Genomic DNA, 17,912 nt, shown 5'->3' on the forward strand with positions numbered 1-17,912 from the left:
TCAAGGAGTGCGATGACCCACCATGTCGCCGAGGTCCCGACGACCTCGGTCAACGTCCTCGACGAGCACGGCGACGGTCTGCGCCGGGCCCTGGCGGCCGTCGCCGCCGGCCGGCCCCCGACGGGCGGCTTCGCGCCGGAGTTCGCCCTGCCCGAACCGTCCGAACGGCTCGGCGCGTTCTTCGCCGCCACCGACCTCCGCTTCGCCCAACTCGGCACCGTCGGCGGCGTCCGGCTGCATCTGCTCGACCTCATGGGCAACCCCGGCACCCGCACGGTCAAGAGCCTCGCCTCGCACGTCATCGTGGCCCGCGCCGTCGCGCATACCGACCGCACCGGGGAGGCGGTGATGATCCTGACGCCGTCGTCCGCCAACAAGGCGACGGCGTTGCGCGACGCGGTGCTGCGGGCCTACCGCACAGGCCTCACGGACCCGGAACACCTGCGTATCGTCACCGTGGTCCCGGACGGGGCACGCCCGAAGCTGTGGTGGTCCGCCCTGGCAGGCGATCCGGACCTCGCCGTCCGCAACCCCATGTGCGTACTGGACCGGGAACACCCCGACCATGTGAAGACCGTCGTCCTGCGAGCCATGAAGGAGTCAGCGCCGGACCTGTTCACGCGGTACGGATTCCGCCTCTGGCACACCCTGGAGCTGGACAACTACCGTCCGGCGGACGCCGTGCGGGCCTTCGCCGAGGACGCGGCGCTGCCCGAGGCTCCCGGAACGGTACGCGTCCACGCGCACGCCGTGTCCAGTGCCTTCGGGCTTCTCGGCCATCACTTGGGCACCACGCTGACGCCCGCGCGGAACCGGCCCCCGCGGTACTTCCTCGTCCAGCATCTCGCCACGCCCGACATGGTGCGGAGCCTGTACGGCACCCCGGTGCCCGCCTACCGGTTCGACCCGGACACGGGCCTGCACCACCAGGACGCGGACCCGCACTATCCCCGGACGACCTTCAGCACGGGGGAGGACCTGGACAGCACCTTCTACACCCGGGCCCCCGCCACGTCCGCGGCGATGAACGCGCTCATCCGCGGCAACGGCGGCGGCGGTGTGGTCGTCTCGCTGCACGAATGCCTCGGCCGCTACGGCGAGATCCGCGCCCTGCTGGGCCCGGCCGGCACAGCGCTGCCCGCCGACCCCCGCAGCCTGCGTGAATGGTCCCTGGTCATGGTGATGACAGGGGTCCTGAACGGCATCGACCGAGGCCTCCTGCGGGCGGACGAGGTCGTCGTCCACGGCTCGGGCTCCTACGGCACCGACGACTTCGTCCCGCTCTGCCGAGCGCAGGTGCGGGACGTCGCGGGTGTGGCCGACGTGTGCGCGGCCCTCCGCGACGCCGCGGTCGCAGGCCGGGGCGCGGCGGCATGACGGACCTGCCCCGCGCCGCGACGGCGGTGCGCTTCCGGTGGAACGCCGGCACCGGATTCTGGGCCGCCGCCCGCGGCTGCTGGGCGAGCGCCCCCGGCCGGCGGTTCCCGCACACGGTGACCAGGTCGGCCGGTGACCGGCTCACCCTGGCGTACCAGGGCTTCCCCGAAGGGCTCACCTACGTGCTTCCCTATCTCCGGGCGCAATTGCCGGTCCCGTCCGGCGAACGGGCGGGCGGCCCGCTGCGACCGGAGCCGGCCGCGCTCTCGCCGCTCACCTGGCGTGAGATCCGCCGCGGCGCGGGTGCCGCGGACGCCGACCTCCTGGTCGTGGGCTGTTCCAGCCGCCGGGCCCGCGCACTGCCCCGCGACCGTTCGCTGATCCTGCCGTTCCGCGTCCACGCGCTGATCGACGTAGGGGGTGATCCGGCGGCGACGTTCGCCTCGGTGTCCCCCAACGAACGCAGGCAGTTCGCGCGGCTGCGCCGCCGGCACGAGTGGACGTACGAGACGACGACCCGCGTCGACGACCTGCGGTTCTTCTACGAGCGCATGCACCTGCCGACGATGGAGCTGCGGCACGGGGACGAGACGCGCAGCGCCGACTGGGCGACCACCCGGGACGCTCTGCTCCGGCACGGCGTGCTGCTGTTCGTCAACGAGGGCGGGAAGCGGGTGGCCGGCGTGGTGTGCCGGCTCGAGGAGAGGGGCCGGACACTGCGGATGCGCCTCTTCGGCGTGCTGGACGGCGACGAGACGCACTACCGCAGCGGGGCCGCCAAGGCGGTCTACTACCTGACCGTGGAATGGGCCGCGCGCCACGGTGTGCGGTGCGTCGACCTTGCCGGCGGCGACCCCTTCCCGGGCAAGGGCGTCTTCCAGTTCAAGCGACGCCTGCACCCGACGATCACCCATTCCCGGGACCACTACCGCGATCGCCGTGTGTACGTGCGAGCGGTCCGGGACACCCCGGCGGTGCGCGACTTCCTCGTCGCCACCCCGATGCTGAGCATCGATCCGGCCGACCGGATCGTGGCCGTCTACTTCCACGACTCGGCCCGCCCGGCCGGGTTCGGCATCCGCGCCGCCACGCCGGGAGTGCACGGCTCACGCACCGTCGATCTCGACGAGTTCCTCGCCCCGGCCCGGAGCGCGGGATGATCCGGCCACGGCCGCGCCCCGAGTGGGCGACCCTCACGTGGTGGCGCCGCCCGGTCGGCCCGGTCCACGCGGCCGCGCTCGTGCTCTCGCTGGGCCGCGGCGCCTGGTTCACCTGCTGGGCCATGTTCTTCATCAAGTCCGTGGGTCTGACCCATGCCCAGTTCGGCGTGGGCATCACGCTGGCCGGCGTGGCCGGACTGGCGCTCGGCGCACCGCTCGGCTACCTCGCCGACCGCGCCGGGACCCGCGAGACGCTGATCGCGCTGACCTTGGTGCAGGGACTCGCGGTGCTCTCGTACGCGGTGGTGCGCGACTTCTGGGCGATCGTGGCGGTCACCTGCGTGATGATCGCCGCCGAACGGTCCACGCCCGCGATCCGGGTCGCGGTCGTCTCCGGACTCACCCCGCCGGGCGACGAGCGTCTGAACGCGATCTCCACGGCCCGGGTGATGACCCAGGGCGGCATCGTGGTCGGCGCCCTGCTCGGTGGACTCGTGCTGTCCGCCGACAGCCGCCTCGGCTATCTGAGCCTGATCCTCCTGTACGGCGTGGCCAACCTGCTCGCCGCGGCACTGCTCCTGCGGGTCCCGCACGTGCGCTCGCTGGCCGACCGCAAGGTCAGCCGCAAGGTGCTGGTGCTGCGTGACCGGCCGTTCCTGGCCGCCACGCTGCTCAACGGCCTGCTGGCCCTGAACTGGGGCATGCTCGACTCCGGCGTACCGCTGTGGATCACGGCGCACACCCGGGCCCACCTGTGGGTGATGGGCGTGCTGATGGGGTTCAACGCCGTGGTGATCGTCCTCTTCCAGAACCGGGTGACCCGGGCCGCCGCCACCGTCGCGGGGGCCGGGAGGCTCGGCCTGTGGTCGGGGCTGCTTCTCGCGGTGTCGTGCGCCGTCTTCGCCGCCACCTACCACGGCTCCGGGCCGTATGTCCTGGTGGTGCTGTTCCTGGCCGCGGTCGTGCACGTGGCCGGCGAGCTGTTCTTCGTCGGCAGCGGCTTCGGACTGTCCGTGGGGCTCGCTCCGCAGGATGCGCACGGCGAGTACCAGGGCATGTTCGGCACCGGCCAGGCGGCCGCGATGATGCTCGCGCCCGGGGCGATGACCGTGCTGCTCGTCGAGGGCGGCCGGCTGGGCTGGCTGGTGCTCGCGGTGGTCTACGTCGTCGCGGGCTGTGGCACGGCGGCGACCGCGCGGTGGGCGCTGCGCGAGCGCGGAACCGGCGGCGTCACCGGCGACCTGGAGAAGGTATGACGGCACTGGGCGTCCTGGTCCTTCCGGAACACTCGGGCAGGACCGCCGCGCGCGTCTGGCGTGAGGCCGAACAGCTCGGATTCACCCACGGGTGGACGCTCGACCATCTGTCCTGGCGGCTCCGGGCGGACGCCCCGTGGTACGACGCGATGACCACGCTGGCGGTCGCCGCCTGCCACACCACCACCATGACGCTCGGCACGCTCGTGACGACCCCCAACTTCCGCCATCCCGTCCTCGTGGCCAAGCAGGCCATGGCGCTGGACCGCATGAGCGACGGGCGGTTCGTGCTCGGTGTGGGGGCCGGGGTGCCCGGGCCGGACGCCACCGCGCTCGGTGAGGCCCCGCTGCCACCCGTACGACGCGGGCGGCGTTACGAGGAGTTCGTCACCCTCGTCGACCTGCTGCTGCGTCAGGACACGTCCACGTTCCGCGGTCGCTTCTACCGGGCCGAGGACGTGCGGATGGCGCCGGGTTGCGTCCGGCGGCCCCGTCTTCCGCTGGCCCTGGCAGCGACCGGCCCGCGGGGGATGCGCCTCGCGGCGCGCGTCGCGGACCTGTGGGTGACCATCGGTGACACCGGGCGTCCCGGAGCGCAGCCGGAGGACGAGGCGTTCGCGACGCTGCGGAGCCAGATCCGCCGCCTGCGTCAGGCGGCCGAGGACCTCGGCGGCGCGGCGGGCGGAGGGACCGGCACGGTGTCCGGGCCGCCGCGCCGGCTGGTCAACCTGAGCCGGATCGTGGCCGACCCGTACGCCTCGGCCGAGCGGCTGGCCGATCTCGTCGGGCGATGCGCGCACCTCGGCTTCACCGACGTCGTCCTGGCCCGGCCGCGCGCCGACGGCGTCTTCGCGGGAGATCCCGCCGCCTTCGAGCGAGCCGTCCTGCACGTGGGTCGTCACCTGAGCCCTGCCGAACAGTGAGGAGAGCCGGATGTGCGGTTTCGTGGGATGGCTGGACTTCGCCGGAGAGCGGCGTGACGTGTCCGAGGCCCAGCGCCTGCTCGACGTCATGACCGACACCATGGCCGACCGCGGCCCCGACGCCCGCGGCACCTGGCTGGGCCCGTACGCGGCCCTGGGGCACCGCCGGCTCGCGGTCATCGACGTCGCGGGCGGCGCGCAGCCGATGGCGGACACGGCCGGGCCCGGCGGGCCGCCCGTTGTCCTGGTGTACGCGGGGGAGATCTACAACTTCCGTGAGCTGCGCTTCCAGCTCGCCGGTCTCGGCCACGCGTTCACCACCCGGTCCGACACGGAGGTGCTGCTGCGCGCCTATCAGGAATGGGGGGCCGGCTGCGTCGAGCGGCTGAACGGCATGTTCGCGTTCGCCGTGTGGGACGCGGCGCGGGAGGAGCTGGTGCTCGCCCGGGACCGGCTGGGGGTCAAGCCGCTCTACTTCGCGCCCCGGCCCCATGGAGTGCTGTTCGCCTCCGAGCCGAAGGGCGTGCTGGCCCATCCCGACTTCGCCGCGGCCCTCTCCGCCGAGGCGCTGCCGCTCCTGTTCAACCCGCGGCTGGCGCTGCCCGGCGAGACCCCGTGGCGTGACCTGCACGAGGTCAAGCCCGGACACGTCGTACGCGTCGACCGGCGGGGCTGCCACGCGTACCCGTACTGGCGTCTGGTGAGCCGGGAGCACCCCCATGACCTCGGGGCCACGGTGGGACACGTGCGGGAGTTGCTGGAGGACGTCGTCGAGCGGCAGCTGGTTGCCGACGTGCCTCGCGCGGCCATGCTCTCCGGCGGGCTCGACTCCAGCGCCCTGGCCGCCCTGGCGGCACGCCGTCTGGACCGGACCGGCGAGGGTCGGCTCGCCACCTGCTCGGTGCGCTTCGCCGGCGAGGAGGAGGACTTCCGGCCGACGCAGCTGCGGCCCGAGCGGGACGCCCCGTACGCCGCTCTCGCGGCGGCGCACATCGGTACCGAGCATCGCGAAGTCGTCCTGGAGGCGGCCCATCTGGAGGCGGCCCTGCCGCCCGCGCGCAGGGCACGGGACCTGCCGGGGCTCGGACCGTTCGACACCTCGATGTACACGATGTTCGCGGCAATGCGCGAACATTCCACGGTCGCCCTCTCGGGAGAAGCGGCCGACGAAGTGTTCGGCGGCTATCCCTGGTTCCACGACGCGGCCACCGTGTGGCGGGACAACTTCCCGTGGCTGGGTGACTCCCCGCGCCTTTCGGACTGTCTGGCTCCCGCGATACGCAAGGAAATCCGGCCCGCCGAACTGGAGGCCGACCGCTATGCCACGCTGCGCGCCGCGGTTCCCCGGCTGGCCGGCGAGGGCGGTCTCGAGGCGCGTATGCGGGAAGTGCTCTTTCTCAGCCTGCAGGGACCGCTCGCGATGCTCCTCGACCGCAAGGACCGCATGAGCATGGCGGTGGGGCTCGAGGTCCGGGTGCCTTTCTGCGACCACCGGCTCGTCGAGTACGTGTGGAACGCACCCTGGGCGATGAAGACGGCCGACGGCCGGGAGAAGAGCCTGCTGCGGATGGCGACCGCGGATCTGCTGCCGGAGGCAGTGCTGTCGCGGCCCAAGTCCGCCTACCCGGCGGTGCACGGCCGGGCGTGGGAGGCTTGCACGCGCACAGCGGTGACGGCGCTGCTGGACGATCCCTCCTCGCCCCTCGCCGAACTCCTCGACCGGGGACGGGTGCTGGAGCTGACCGGCCACGGGGGCCGCACCATGACGCACGCGGGCACCGGGCATCTGCTGATTCCGCTGCTCGAGACGGACGCCTGGATGCGGGAGCACCGCCTCCGGCTGTCCTGACCCCGGACAGACAGCGAGGCCGCCCCGCGGTCCACGGGGCGGCCTCGCTTCGGGGGGATCATCCCAGAACGCGCTGGACCTCGCCCCAGGCGTCCTCGCTGAGGGTCGCACGCATACGGGTGAAGAGGTCGAGGAACTCGGGACCGTACTTCGCGTGGAACTCCGGGTTGTGGCTGGCGATATCGCATTCGTTCGCCACGCTGATTTCCATCAGGTCCCGGATCTCCTGCTCGGTCAGTGTGCGCAGCTCACCGGTGAACCGGTCGCGCCAGTGATCCTTCTCCTCGGTCAGGTGCGGGTAGGTGTACTTACGGTCCATCGCGCCGTAGAGATACACGAGCCCTTCGGCGGCTTCACCGACGACCTTTGCCACCCGGGGCCGCTCGGACAGGTCGAGCATGGAATACAGAGGGTCGGGAGAACCGTCGGGAGCGAAAAGCGCGTGCGTCAGGCCGGCTTCACGTACGTCTTCCCGGGCGCCCCATTCAGCGAGTTTGCCTTCCACCCGCAGAAGATGGGCGAGAAGGGTCCCCCCAGGATGCTTGATACTCCCGGCTCCGACGCTCTCGAGAAGCTCGACCGAAGCTTTACTCATGTCCCCTCCAAGGAGATTCCCCCAGTTCGCCGACGCCTGGTACGGGTGCTTCCGCCGGCCTGCATGCCGGGAACGTTAACTCGCCGCCGTCCGGCGCGCGATGCGGGAAAACCCCCAGAGGCGGGGGGTTGACAATCCGGCCGGCGACGGCTTCGTCTTGCGGCGAAGACCAGTGGGTTGAAGACCAAAGTGGCGTCTGCGAGGATGCCGAGAGCGGCTGGCTACTCCATCTACGGCCGCTGAACGGGGGAAGTGGAGTGTCTTTGATGACGCAATGGCCATGTCCGTCGACGGAGGTGGCCCGCAGTCTACAGCTTAAGTACAAAGGTAAACCAAAGCCGTTTCCGGTGCTGGCGCGGGACCGGCTCCAGGCCGCACTTTCGGCCACCGAACTGACGCTGCTCAGCATGCCGGTGACACGCCGCTGGACCCTCGGTTCACTGGCGCTGATATCGGTATTCCAAGTGGCGGAGTCCCTGACCGATCCGCAGGCGGCAGTCGCCGTCGCGGACCGGTTGTCGTGGACCTACGCCCTCGGGCGTCGCTGGGACGATCCCGACCTGGCTCCCGGACTCCTGCGGGACTTCCGGTCACGCGCGGCCGTGAGCGGGCCGGGGCGGCGCGCCCTGGCGACCATCCTGCTCACGCTGGACGAACAGGGTCTGGTGGTCGGCCGATGCGGGCAGTCTCCGCAGCGGACGCTCGCCGCACTGCGGGACATGAACAGCACGGACGCCTTGCGCACGGCGGCGGCCGGTGTGCCGCCGGACGCTCGTGAGCACACGCTCTCCGAGGTGGGGGACGGGGAGCGATGTCCCGCCCCGCTGCCCGAACCGGCGCAGCAGCCTGTCGCCGGTCAGCCCGCCGTGCCGGGGTACGGGTGCACGGCACTCGCCGTGCTCACCGCCCGCGAACGGCAGATCGCCGAACTGGTGAGCACGGGGTGCACCAACCAGCAGATAGCCCGCTGCCTGTGCCTCAGTCCCAAGACGATCGAGTCCCACTTGGCCAGGATGTTCGGCAAGCTGGAGGTCCGTTCCAGAGCCCAGGTCGCCGCGCTGGTCAGCAGCCTCGGCCGCAGCCCGGAGCACAGCAGGCCCGTGTCTACGGTGTGACGCAGGGCGCAGACCCTCCGCTCCGGTGACCCGGGACCCTCGGGCACCGGTGGTGTGCCCGGGTCGTCCCGCGCGGGAAGATGCCGGCGGGCGCGTGGGCGCGGGTCGGTCCGGTCAACCCCGGCCGCGCCGTGCGGCGGTGAGGTCTGCGGAGCGGAGGGCCGCCGGGGTCACCAGCCGTCCGCCGACGGGTGGGGGGCCGGGTCCGTCACCCAGCCCGCGGTGAGGACCAGGCCCGTCTCGCGGTGCACGGCGAGGAAGGCGAAGGGGCGGTCGAAGCGGACCCGGACCACCGTCGTCTCGTGGCGGTACTGCGGCGGGCCGCCGCCCGGTGCGGCCAGGACGGCCGTCACCGCCGCCGCCCGGAAGCCGAGCGCGCCGAACTCGGCCAGCACCGACTGGCGGGCCGCGCCGACGGCGAGCGGGTCGGGGCTGATGCCGGGGAAGTGGGCGTGCCGGGTGTCACCGGCCGCGGCGAGGCCGAACAGGGGGCCGAGGGCCAGCAGGTCGTGGTCGGCGCGGACGGTGTACGCCACCGTCGTCACGTCGAGCGCCGTCGGCTCGGGCGCGGTGGCGGGCTCCCGGTCGACCCGCAGGCCGGGCCCCACGTCGCCGTAGGGCAGCTGACCGCCCGTCACCAGCGGCAGGGCGCGTTCCAGGACGCCGATCCCGGCCCCCAGCACCTGACCGGGGGTCATCCGCTCCTCGCCGAGCAGCAGGTGGACGTCGATGCCGTGGCTGCCGGGCACCTTCAGGGCGGTGACGTACCCGCCCGGGGTGCTCGTCACGCCGACCCGGTCCGGGCGGACGCTCCTGCGGTGCAGGCCGTGCAGGGCGCGGCCCTGCCAGGGGCCGGTGTCCGGCCGCAGCATCCGGTCCTCGAAGGGGTTGCGCCAGTCCGTGCGCAGGGTCAGCGCGCCGGCCAGCACCATCCGGGCGCCCGGCACGAGGGTCACCGGCATCCGCTCGACCTGGCCGCCGGTCCGTTCGGCCGCCCAGGCGTCCAGCGCCGCCTGCGCCGCCTGGGGGTCGTCGCCGAACACGCCGTGCGCCCCGGCCGGAAGCCCCGCCCGCCACTCCTCCCGCAGCCGGAGCGTGTGGTGGGTCCACAGGGCCAGGGCCGCGGTGACGCCGGGCGCCGAGGCCAGCGCCGCCAGCAGCTCCCGCGCGTCACCGGCCACCCGCTCGGCGGGCGCCTCCAGCGCCACCGCCAGCTCGTCCCGCGCCGGGCCCCCGGCCCCGTCGGCAAGTAAGGCCAGCAGCGGCCACACCCCCGCCGCCGAGAACACCGTGCCGCCGTCCGCGGCCGCCGCCCACCGGGCGGTCAGCCCGTTCACCGCCCGGACCGTCGCGCTCGCGACCCGCATCAAACCCCCCGCAGTGGCGCGCTTACCATGCGCGCAGTCGTACACAAGTTCAGACTGCTCCCGCCGCCCGAACCCAGGAGCACGGTACCCGTGTCCATACCCCCGCCTCCCGGTCCCCGTCAGCCCGACGGGCCGCACCCCCAGCAGGGCCCGTATCCGCCGGGTCCTCACGGCCAACCTCCTTGTCCTCAGGGGCCGTACGGGCAGCCGCCGTATCCGCAAGGATCCTACGGGCAGCCGGCGTACCGGCCGTGGGCCACCGGCTACAGCCCCTACAACCGGCCCGCGCCCGTGAACGGGCCGGCCGTCGCCTCCCTCGTGCTCGGCGTGCTGTGCTGCGTGCCGGGCGCGGGGCTGGTGCTGGGGCTGGTCGCGCTCGCGCAGATCCGCAGGAAGGGCCAGCGGGGACAAGGGCTGGCGATCGCCGGTTGCGCCCTGTCCGGCCTCGGACTCCTGCTGTGGGCGGCGATGCTCGCGACGGGCGGCGCGGCCTCCGTCTGGGAAGGGGTGGAGAAGGGCGCGCGGGACGGCGCGAGCATCTCGCTGGTCAAGGGGGAGTGCTTCGACGCGCCGGGCGGTTCGCTCACCGGGGAGACCTACGACGTCGACGAGGTCTCCTGCGAAGGCGCCCACGACGGCGAGGTGTTCGCCTCCTTCGACCTCCCCGACGGCGCCTACCCGGGCGACGGCCCGGTGGCGGACCGTGCCGACGAGCGCTGCTACGGCCTCCAGGACGACTACGCGATGGACGGCTGGGCCGTCCCCGACGACGTCGACGTCTACTACCTCACCCCCACCCGGGCGAGCTGGTCGGCCGGCGACCGCGAGGTCACCTGCGTCTTCGGCAGCGCGTCGGAGGGCGCGAGCCTGACCGGGCCGCTGCGCAACGACGAGACCGTCCTCGACGCCGACCAGGTCGCCTACCTGGAGGCCGCGCACGTCCTGAACGCGGCCCTGGACAGCGCCCCCGACGCCGGGAACATCGAGGACGACCTGCCCGGGCACCGGAAGTGGGCACACCGGGTGGCGACCGCCCTCGGGAGGCAGTCCGGGCTGCTGCGCGCGCACACCTGGCCGGCCGCGGCGAAGAAGCCGGTCGCCGCGCTCGTCGCCGACCTGGACAGGGCCCGCGCCCAGTGGTCGAAGGCCGCCGGCTCCCCGGACGCCGACACCTTCTACGGCCACTACGACAAGGGGTCCGCCCTGATCAGCCCCGACCGCGGGGTCCCCGCGCGCAAGGCGCTGGGCCTGACCACCACCCCGCCGGCCCACGACGGCGGCGGGGCGGACGGCGGCCCGGGTGGCGGCTCGGGTGACGGTGGTTCAGGCGGCGGGTCGGGCGGCGGGTCGGGCGGGGCCGGCCTGGCGGTGTGAGCGCGGGTGGCGCGCCGGGCGGAGGTGTGGCGGCGGCCACAACGGGGAGAAAGCGCTGGGTGAAGCCCTCACCGGCCCAATGTCATCACTTCGAGTGATTCTCTGGCCTTCACTTGCATGGCACAACCCACGGTTGCCAGGCTGTTGCTGTCTGTACAACCTGATGGGAGCGGCCCGTGACATTCGGTGAGCAGCCGGCCTACCTGCGCGTCGCGGGTGATCTCCGCAAGAAGATCGTCGACGGTTCACTGCCCCCCCATACCCGTCTCCCGTCCCAGGCCCGCATCCGCGAGGAGTACGGCGTCTCCGACACGGTCGCGCTGGAGGCCCGCAAGGTGCTGATGGCCGAGGGCCTGGTCGAGGGCCGCTCCGGCTCGGGGACGTACGTGCGCGAGCAGCCCGTGCCGCGCCGCGTGGCGCGCTCGGGGTACCGCCCGGCCGGCGGGGCGACGCCCTTCCGGCAGGAGCAGGCCGACGCGGGCGCGCGCGGCACCTGGGAGTCCAGCAGCCACCAGGCCGAGGCCGGCGCGGCCGTCGCCGAGCGCCTCGCCATCAAGGCGGGCGACCGGGTGATGCGCACCAGGTACCTCTTCCGGGAGGCGGGCGAGCCGATGATGCTCTCCACCTCCTGGGAACCGCTCGCCGTCACCGGCCGCACCCCCGTGATGCTGCCCGAGGAGGGCCCGCTCGGCGGGATGGGCGTCGTCGAGCGGATGCGGGCCATCGACGTCATCGTCGACAACGTCACCGAGGAGGTCGGCGCCCGCCCCGGCCTCTCCGAGGAACTGCTCGCCCTGGGCGGCGTGCCCGGGCACGTGGTCCTCGTCATCCAGCGCACCTACTACGCCTCCGGACGCCCGGTCGAGACCGCGGACGTCGTGATCCCCGCCGACCGCTACCGGGCGGCGTACCACCTGCCCGTGAAGTAGCGCACACCCCGAGGGCGTTGCGCCCCGCGCCGGCCCGGTGCGGGGCTGCTGACGGGCCGTTGGATTCCGGCCGTTCTCCCAGGTGGTCCCGGTTGCGCCCGCCGTGCCCGCGACCGCGACCACCGGTGCGCACGGCGGCGCACTCGTCATCGTGCGCCCCCGGCGTTCTGGCTGGTTGCGTACCTCTTTGTGAAAACACGTATTCGCTGCGTGAAGGTTAGGCGTACGCTCGGGCATATGCGCAGTGCGGTTTCCCCAGCGGGAGCCGGTACGGACACGGGAGCCGGTACGGACAGCGGGCGGAGCCACGCGTGAAGGGGTGGGGGCGCGATGAGTGAGGGCACGGTCACCTACCCCTGGCTGGTCGTCCGGCAGGACGACAACGGCAACCGCTACCGCGTGGGCCGGTACGCCACCCGCGCGGAGGCGCAGAAGATCGCCGACAGCCTCGACGCCCGCGGGCACAAGCAGCTCTACTGGGTCGAGCGCATCGGGCAGAGCCGGGACGGCGTCCGCAACTGACCGCCGTGGCCCTCCCGTAGGCTCCGGCCATGGAGGAACGGATCGTGGTGGTGGGAGCCGCCCTGCTCGACGGCGGCCGCCTGCTCGCCGCCCGCCGCAGCGCGCCCCCCGAGCTTGCCGGACGCTGGGAACTGCCCGGCGGCAAGGTCGAACCGGGCGAGACGCCCGAGGGTGCCCTGGTGCGTGAGCTGCGCGAGGAACTCGGCGTCGACGCCGAGCCGGTCGAGCGCGTGCCGGGGGAGTGGCCGCTGAGGCCGCCGTACGCGCTGCGGGTCTTCACCGCCCGGCTGCGCCCCGGCTCCGCCGCCCCCCGGCCGCTGCAGGACCACGACGAGCTGCGCTGGCTCACCGCCGACCGGATCTGGGACGTGCCCTGGCTCGACCAGGACGTGGCCGCCGTACGGCAGGTGCTCGTCGGGCTCGCGTAGCCGCGGGCCGAGCGCCCCGTACGCCGTCCGTGCCGCCGTGCGACCACTCGTACGGTACTGCCCCCGGGATATCGGGTATGTGCCCATTAACCCCACGAAATCGGACATGGGTGGGCTCGCTGGCCTGGGAAGTGATCGGCGTGATCGACACCGACGGCGGCTGTGTCGAGTGGACCTTTCCCGCGGAGCCGGGCGCCGTGCGCGGCGCCCGTGCCGCGGTCCGCGGCCAGCTGCGCGGCTGGGACCTGGACTGCCTCGCCGACCTCGCCGCCCTGCTGGTCAGCGAGCTGGTGACCAACGCCCTGCGGCACGCCACCGGCCCCATCGGCGTACGGCTGGTACGCCCGGCCCGGCTCGGCGGCGTGCTGCTCGTGGAGGTCTCCGACCCGCTTCCCGACCTGCCGCGCGAGCGGATCGCGCACCCCGAGGACGAGGGCGGGCGCGGCCTCCAGCTCGTCGCCGGCTCCTCGCGCCGCTGGGGCACGCGGCCCGAGGACACCGGGAAGATCGTCTGGTTCGAGCTGGCCGTACCGGGGTGAGGGCGCGGCACATCCCGTAACCGTCACCGGTGTACGTGGTTCGAGGACGTGTTCCCTGGTTAGAAGACTGGAAGTGTTGTCGCGGCACGGTCCGAAAACCGCCTGGACCGTGCTGTGATCGTGAACACCGTGTCGTGCGGCGCCGTAGTGCTGGATACTGCGGGCAGCCGCCTCCGGTGACCGGTACCGGACGCGGTGAGCTGGAGGGGACGGTTCGCGTGAGCGAGATACCAGCGAAGGCCACGGAGTCCGAGGACCCGTCGGACGGCGCGAGGACGCGGGACGCGGATACTGCCGCGGCCGGCGCCGACGCCATGTGGCAGAGCAGTCCGCCCGGCTCCATCTACGACTACATCAAGGTGGCGTCCTTCTCCATCGGCCCCGGCGGGCTCGTCGACCAGTGGAGCCTGCGCGCCGAGCAGATCTTCGGCATCCCGGCCGAACGCGCCGTCGGCACGGACCCCATAGCCGCCTTCGTCGACTCCGATCTGCGGGCGCGCGGCCAGCGGAAGATGGCCGAGATACTCGACGGCCGGGAGTGGACCGGGGTGGTCCCCTTCCGGATGCCGGACCGGCCCGACGGACAGCGCGGCGAGGAGGGACTCGCCGAGGTCTACGTCATGCCGACCCGCACCGCGGAGGGCGAGAAGGCGGCCGTCTGCATCGTCGTGGACGTCCGCACCCTGCGCAGCATGGAGACCGACCTCGCCGCCTCCCAGGCGATATTCGGCCAATCCCCGTTCGGTTTCCTGCTGATCGACACCGACCTGCGGGTGCGCCGCGCCAACATGCGCTTCGCCTCCATCTTCGGTGGCGACCCCGACGCCCACCGCGGCAAGAGCGTCCACGACTACCTGCCGCGCGCCGAGGCCGAGCGGGTCGCGGCCACCCTGCGCCGGGTGCTCCAGACCGGCGAGTCCATCACGGACATGCACGTCACCGGCTTCGTCCCGGACTCCGAGGAACGCCGTCACTGGTCGGTCAACCTGTACCGCGTGCACAGCGGTTCGGGCCGCCCCATCGGCATAGCCTGGCTCGGCACCGACATCACCGCCCGCCGCGCCGCCGCCCGCGAGGCCGCGGCCGCCCGGCGCAACCTGGCCCTGCTCAACGAGGCCGGCGCCCGCATCGGCAACTCCCTGGACCTGGAGACCACCGCCCGCGAACTCCTCGACGTGGTCGTGCCCGGCTTCTGCGACCTGGCCACCGTCGACCTCTACCAGGGCCTGCTGGCCGGCGACGAGGCACCCCCCGGACTCGCCGACGGCAGCGCCGAACTGCGCCGGGTCGCCTTCGCCAGCGCGGTCTCCGACGCGCCGTTCATCGGCGGCGGCCCCCAGGTCGCGGTCGGTGCCGTCCACCACTACCCCTTCAACTCGCCCTGCGCGGACGCCCTGCGCACCGCCCGCCCGCAGCAGGTGCCCGCCGAGGACGGCGGCCTGGTGCAGTCCACGCTGGCCGTGCCGATGGTCGCCCACGACACGGTGGTGGGCCTCGCCCAGTTCGCCCGCACCAAGGGCAGCGAGCCGTTCGGCGAGCGGGACCGGGACCTGGCGGTGGAGCTGGCCGCCCGGGCCGCCGTCTGCATCGACAACGCGCGGCTGTACCGCCGCGAGCACGAGCGGGCCCTCATACTCCAGCGCTCCCTGCTCCCGCCCGGCGACCCCGAGGCGTCCGGCCTGGACATCGCCTGCCGCTACCTGCCGGGCAACGCGGCCACCGAGGTCGGCGGCGACTGGTTCGACGTCATCGAACTGCCCGGCCACCGCACCGCGCTGGTGGTCGGCGACGTCATGGGCCGCGGCCTGCGCGCGGCCGTCGCCATGGGCGAACTGCGCACGGCGGTACGGACCCTGGCCCTGCTCGACCTCGAACCGGCCGAGGTGCTCTCCGCGCTGGACGAGATCGCCCGGGGCCTGGGCACGCCCGGCGGGGTCCAGCAGGCCACCCGCACCGCCCGCCAGTCCCGCGACGCCGACCTGTCCGAGGTCTACCTCGCCACGTGCGTGTACGCGGTCTACGACTCGGTGACCCGGCGATGTACGTTCGCCAACGCCGGCCATCTGCCGCCGGTGCTGGTCGAACCCGGCGAGGACGCGCTGATGCTGGACGTGCCGCCGGGCATGCCGCTCGGCGTGGGCGGCGAGCCCTTCGAGGAGGTGGAGGTCGAGCTCCCCGAGGGCGCTCTGCTGGCGCTCTACACGGACGGCCTCGTGGAGTCCCGTGACCACCCCCTCGACGAGGGCCTCCAGGCTTTCGTGGGGGCGCTCACCGATCCCTCCCAGCCGCTGGAGGACGTCTGCGACCACGTCCTCAACACCCTCGACACCCACCACGGCGAGGACGACATCGCCCTGCTGATGGCCCGGGTGCAGGGCCTGCCCACCGAGTCCGTCGGCGACTGGACGCTGCCGCGCGAGCCCCGCAGCGTGGGCCGGGCCCGCGAGTACGCGCGCGGCCAGCTGCTCAGCTGGGACCTCGAGCCCCTGGTCGACACCACCGAACTCCTGGTCAGCGAGCTGGTGACGAACGCCCTGCGGTACGGCGAGGGCGAGATCAGACTGCGTCTGCTGCTGGACCGCACCCTGGTCTGCGAGGTCTGGGACTCCGGCCTGGTCCAGCCCCGCCGCCGGCGCGCCCGCGACACCGACGAGGGCGGCCGGGGCCTCCAGCTCGTCGGTCTGCTCAGCGCGGCCTGGGGGTCCCGGCGGACCCCGCGCGGCAAGACGGTGTGGTTCGAACTCCCGCTGCCCGACGGCGAGCACGGCCTCGCCGACCCGGCGGAGGCGCTGCTCAGCCTGTTCTGAGGGTCACCCCGGGGCGCCCGGGGACGGCTCGGGCGGCAGCCGGCGCCGGCCCCGGGTCCGCGGCCCCCCGAAGCTCGCGGGCGGACCGCCGTCCGGCTCCTCCCCGAGCAGGACGCCGCCGAGGACGGCACCGTCGAGACCGCCGCCGTGTGCGGCGGCAGCGGCGTGCGGGGTGCCGTGCGCGCGCACGTCCCGCTCGGCGAGCCGACGGGCCGCACGGGCCGCCCGCTCCACGGCGGCGTCCGCCGGGTCCGGTGCCCGCCGGGCCTCGGCGACCAGCGCCCGCGCCTGCGCGCCCACCACCACCCGGTGCACCGCCACGAAGTCCTCCGCCGCGGCCACCGCGCTGCGCCCCACGAGCGCCGCGCCCGCGCCGGTCACCCCGGCCCGGCCCACCCCGAGCCGCTCGACGGCCCGCACCACCCGGCGCAGCGCGTCCAGCGGGTCGTACGCCCCGCCCGTCAGCTCCTCCCGGACGGCGGCCAGCACCCCGTCGGCGTGCGCCACGCGGGCGCGCGACCCGTCCGGGGGCCGGGGATCTCCGGGGCCGGCCGAGGCTCGGGCGCGGGCCACCGCGAGGTCGGCCTCGCCGCCGGTCAGCGCGGCCGGGAGGAGCGCCGCGGCCTGCCGCAGCTCCGCGCCGAGGCGTTCCACGGCGGCCACCAGGACGCCGGCCTGGGCGACGGTGCCCTCCGCGGCGCGCAGCAGACGGGCCGCCCGCTCGCCCTCGCCCGAATCGGCGCGCTGCCGGGCCTGGTTGAGGTGGGCGGTGGCGAACAGCAGCCGGTCCTTGGCCTGTTCCACATGGCCGGTGACGGGTGCGGTGGCGGTGGCGGCCCACCGCGCGCGCAGCGCCGCCGACAGCGCCTCCGCCCGGCCCGTGCGCCCGGCCGCCTCGCGGAACCGTGCCTCGGCGAGTTCGAGGGCGGCCCCGAAACCCCGTTCCGCCACCCCCTCCAGTGCGCGGAAGCGGTCGAACGCCGGGGCCTCGGCGTCCAGCCGCCGCCCGGCCTCCGCGCACCGCCCGACCACGCCCACCAGCGCCTGCCGCCGCGCGTCCGCGTCCCCGGCCCCGCCCCGCTCGCAGCGCAGCCACAGCGCGAACGCGGCGTCCAGCTCGCCGCGCGCCGCCCGCAGGGCCCGAGCGAACGGTTCGGTGTCCGCGGCCCGCACGCCGGGCAGGCCCTCGGCGAAGGCGAGTTCCTCCTGGCTGGTGCGCACACAGTCGTCGGCGACGACCAGGGCGGTGCGGGCCTGCCGGGCCGACTCGGCCGGGGTGGGCGTGGGCGGCCGTACCGAGACCCGTCCCGGGGTGGTGCGGGTCCGGGCGCGCCGGGTGCGCCGCAGATACCCGTACCCGGCCAGCGCCCCCGCCGCGCCCAGCACGGCGAGCGGCAGCACCAGGTCGGTGGCGGGGCTCCCGTCCCGCGCCGCGGCGGCTCCCGCGAGCGGCACGGCGGCGGCGACGGGAACCGGACACCGGGTGGTGATCGTCATGGCCGGGGACACCAGCCACACCGACCCCACGACCCCGACCGCCACCGCACGCGCCACCCGCACTCCCCGGCGCGCCGCGCCGCGCCCCGGCCGGCCCCGGTTCCAGGATGACGTCACGTTCCGGAGCGTATGGGCAGGTGAGCGCGGGCGCGACCGGGCCGGGCACGGGCGGGG

At 74.0% G+C, this 17,912-nt stretch carries 15 protein-coding genes; 12 read left to right on the plus strand and 3 right to left on the minus strand.

Annotated features, from left to right (window positions below):
* Positions 1–12 precede the first annotated feature (12 nt).
* From ACZ6CZ_RS13025 to asnB, 5 genes are read left to right on the plus strand one after another with little or no spacing between them, the layout of a single operon-like run.
* Positions 13–1,377 (plus strand): DUF6002 family protein, encoded by a 1,365-nt coding sequence (locus tag ACZ6CZ_RS13025; protein WP_469018854.1) that lies wholly within the window; start codon positions 13–15, stop codon positions 1,375–1,377.
* Positions 1,374–2,537 (plus strand): GNAT family N-acetyltransferase, encoded by a 1,164-nt coding sequence (locus ACZ6CZ_RS13030; RefSeq protein ID WP_469018857.1) that lies wholly within the window; start codon positions 1,374–1,376, stop codon positions 2,535–2,537. The genes ACZ6CZ_RS13025 and ACZ6CZ_RS13030 overlap by 4 nt, the downstream gene beginning before the upstream one ends.
* Positions 2,534–3,793 (plus strand): MFS transporter, encoded by a 1,260-nt coding sequence (locus tag ACZ6CZ_RS13035; protein WP_469018859.1) that lies wholly within the window; start codon positions 2,534–2,536, stop codon positions 3,791–3,793. The genes ACZ6CZ_RS13030 and ACZ6CZ_RS13035 overlap by 4 nt, the downstream gene beginning before the upstream one ends.
* On the plus strand, positions 3,790–4,716 hold the full coding sequence (locus tag ACZ6CZ_RS13040; RefSeq protein WP_469018862.1) for an LLM class flavin-dependent oxidoreductase: 927 nt from the start codon (positions 3,790–3,792) through the stop codon (positions 4,714–4,716). Before ACZ6CZ_RS13035 ends, ACZ6CZ_RS13040 begins: the two co-directional genes overlap by 4 nt.
* Positions 4,717–4,726: 10 nt before the next feature.
* The gene (asnB, locus tag ACZ6CZ_RS13045; protein WP_469018864.1) at positions 4,727–6,565 is read left to right on the plus strand and encodes an asparagine synthase (glutamine-hydrolyzing); all 1,839 of its coding nucleotides are present in this window, start codon (positions 4,727–4,729) and stop codon (positions 6,563–6,565) included.
* A 58-nt stretch (positions 6,566–6,623) separates the two neighbouring features.
* Here asnB and ACZ6CZ_RS13050 read toward each other — a convergent pair whose 3' ends face one another.
* Positions 6,624–7,160: a DUF6817 domain-containing protein gene (locus ACZ6CZ_RS13050; RefSeq protein ID WP_469018867.1), complete on the minus strand. Its 537-nt coding sequence runs from the start codon at positions 7,158–7,160 to the stop codon at positions 6,624–6,626.
* A 407-nt stretch (positions 7,161–7,567) separates the two neighbouring features.
* Here ACZ6CZ_RS13050 and ACZ6CZ_RS13055 point away from each other — a divergent pair, with 407 nt between their 5' ends.
* Entirely contained in the window at positions 7,568–8,275 is a 708-nt protein-coding gene (locus ACZ6CZ_RS13055) for a helix-turn-helix transcriptional regulator (RefSeq protein WP_469018870.1), read from the plus strand.
* Between the two features lie 170 nt (positions 8,276–8,445).
* On the opposite strand, the gene ACZ6CZ_RS13060 is transcribed toward ACZ6CZ_RS13055, so the two are convergent.
* Positions 8,446–9,642 (minus strand): serpin family protein, encoded by a 1,197-nt coding sequence (locus ACZ6CZ_RS13060; RefSeq protein ID WP_469018872.1) that lies wholly within the window; start codon positions 9,640–9,642, stop codon positions 8,446–8,448.
* 90 nt (positions 9,643–9,732) lie between these two features.
* On the opposite strand from ACZ6CZ_RS13060, the gene ACZ6CZ_RS13065 reads away from it, so the two are divergent.
* From ACZ6CZ_RS13065 to ACZ6CZ_RS13090, 6 genes are all read left to right on the plus strand, one after another.
* Positions 9,733–11,016, plus strand: coding sequence for a DUF4190 domain-containing protein (locus ACZ6CZ_RS13065; RefSeq protein ID WP_469018875.1), 1,284 nt, complete (start codon positions 9,733–9,735; stop codon positions 11,014–11,016).
* Between the two features lie 176 nt (positions 11,017–11,192).
* The gene (locus tag ACZ6CZ_RS13070) at positions 11,193–11,945 is read left to right on the plus strand and encodes a GntR family transcriptional regulator (RefSeq protein WP_469018877.1); all 753 of its coding nucleotides are present in this window, start codon (positions 11,193–11,195) and stop codon (positions 11,943–11,945) included.
* Positions 11,946–12,275: 330 nt separating this feature from the next.
* On the plus strand, positions 12,276–12,467 hold the full coding sequence (locus tag ACZ6CZ_RS13075; protein ID WP_469018880.1) for an SPOR domain-containing protein: 192 nt from the start codon (positions 12,276–12,278) through the stop codon (positions 12,465–12,467).
* 29 nt (positions 12,468–12,496) lie between these two features.
* Complete coding sequence (locus ACZ6CZ_RS13080) at positions 12,497–12,895, plus strand: (deoxy)nucleoside triphosphate pyrophosphohydrolase (protein WP_469018883.1); 399 nt, start codon at positions 12,497–12,499, stop codon at positions 12,893–12,895.
* A gap of 110 nt (positions 12,896–13,005) precedes the next feature.
* On the plus strand, positions 13,006–13,434 hold the full coding sequence (locus tag ACZ6CZ_RS13085) for an ATP-binding protein (RefSeq protein WP_469018885.1): 429 nt from the start codon (positions 13,006–13,008) through the stop codon (positions 13,432–13,434).
* Between the two features lie 218 nt (positions 13,435–13,652).
* Positions 13,653–16,241, plus strand: a complete 2,589-nt coding sequence (locus ACZ6CZ_RS13090) for a SpoIIE family protein phosphatase (protein ID WP_469018887.1) — start codon at positions 13,653–13,655, stop codon at positions 16,239–16,241.
* 3 nt (positions 16,242–16,244) lie between these two features.
* Here ACZ6CZ_RS13090 and ACZ6CZ_RS13095 read toward each other — a convergent pair whose 3' ends face one another.
* Positions 16,245–17,855, minus strand: a complete 1,611-nt coding sequence (locus tag ACZ6CZ_RS13095) for a hypothetical protein (RefSeq protein WP_469018890.1) — start codon at positions 17,853–17,855, stop codon at positions 16,245–16,247.
* Positions 17,856–17,912 lie beyond the last annotated feature (57 nt).

The sequence above is a fragment of the Streptomyces sp. NPDC041135 genome, assembly GCF_055592085.1.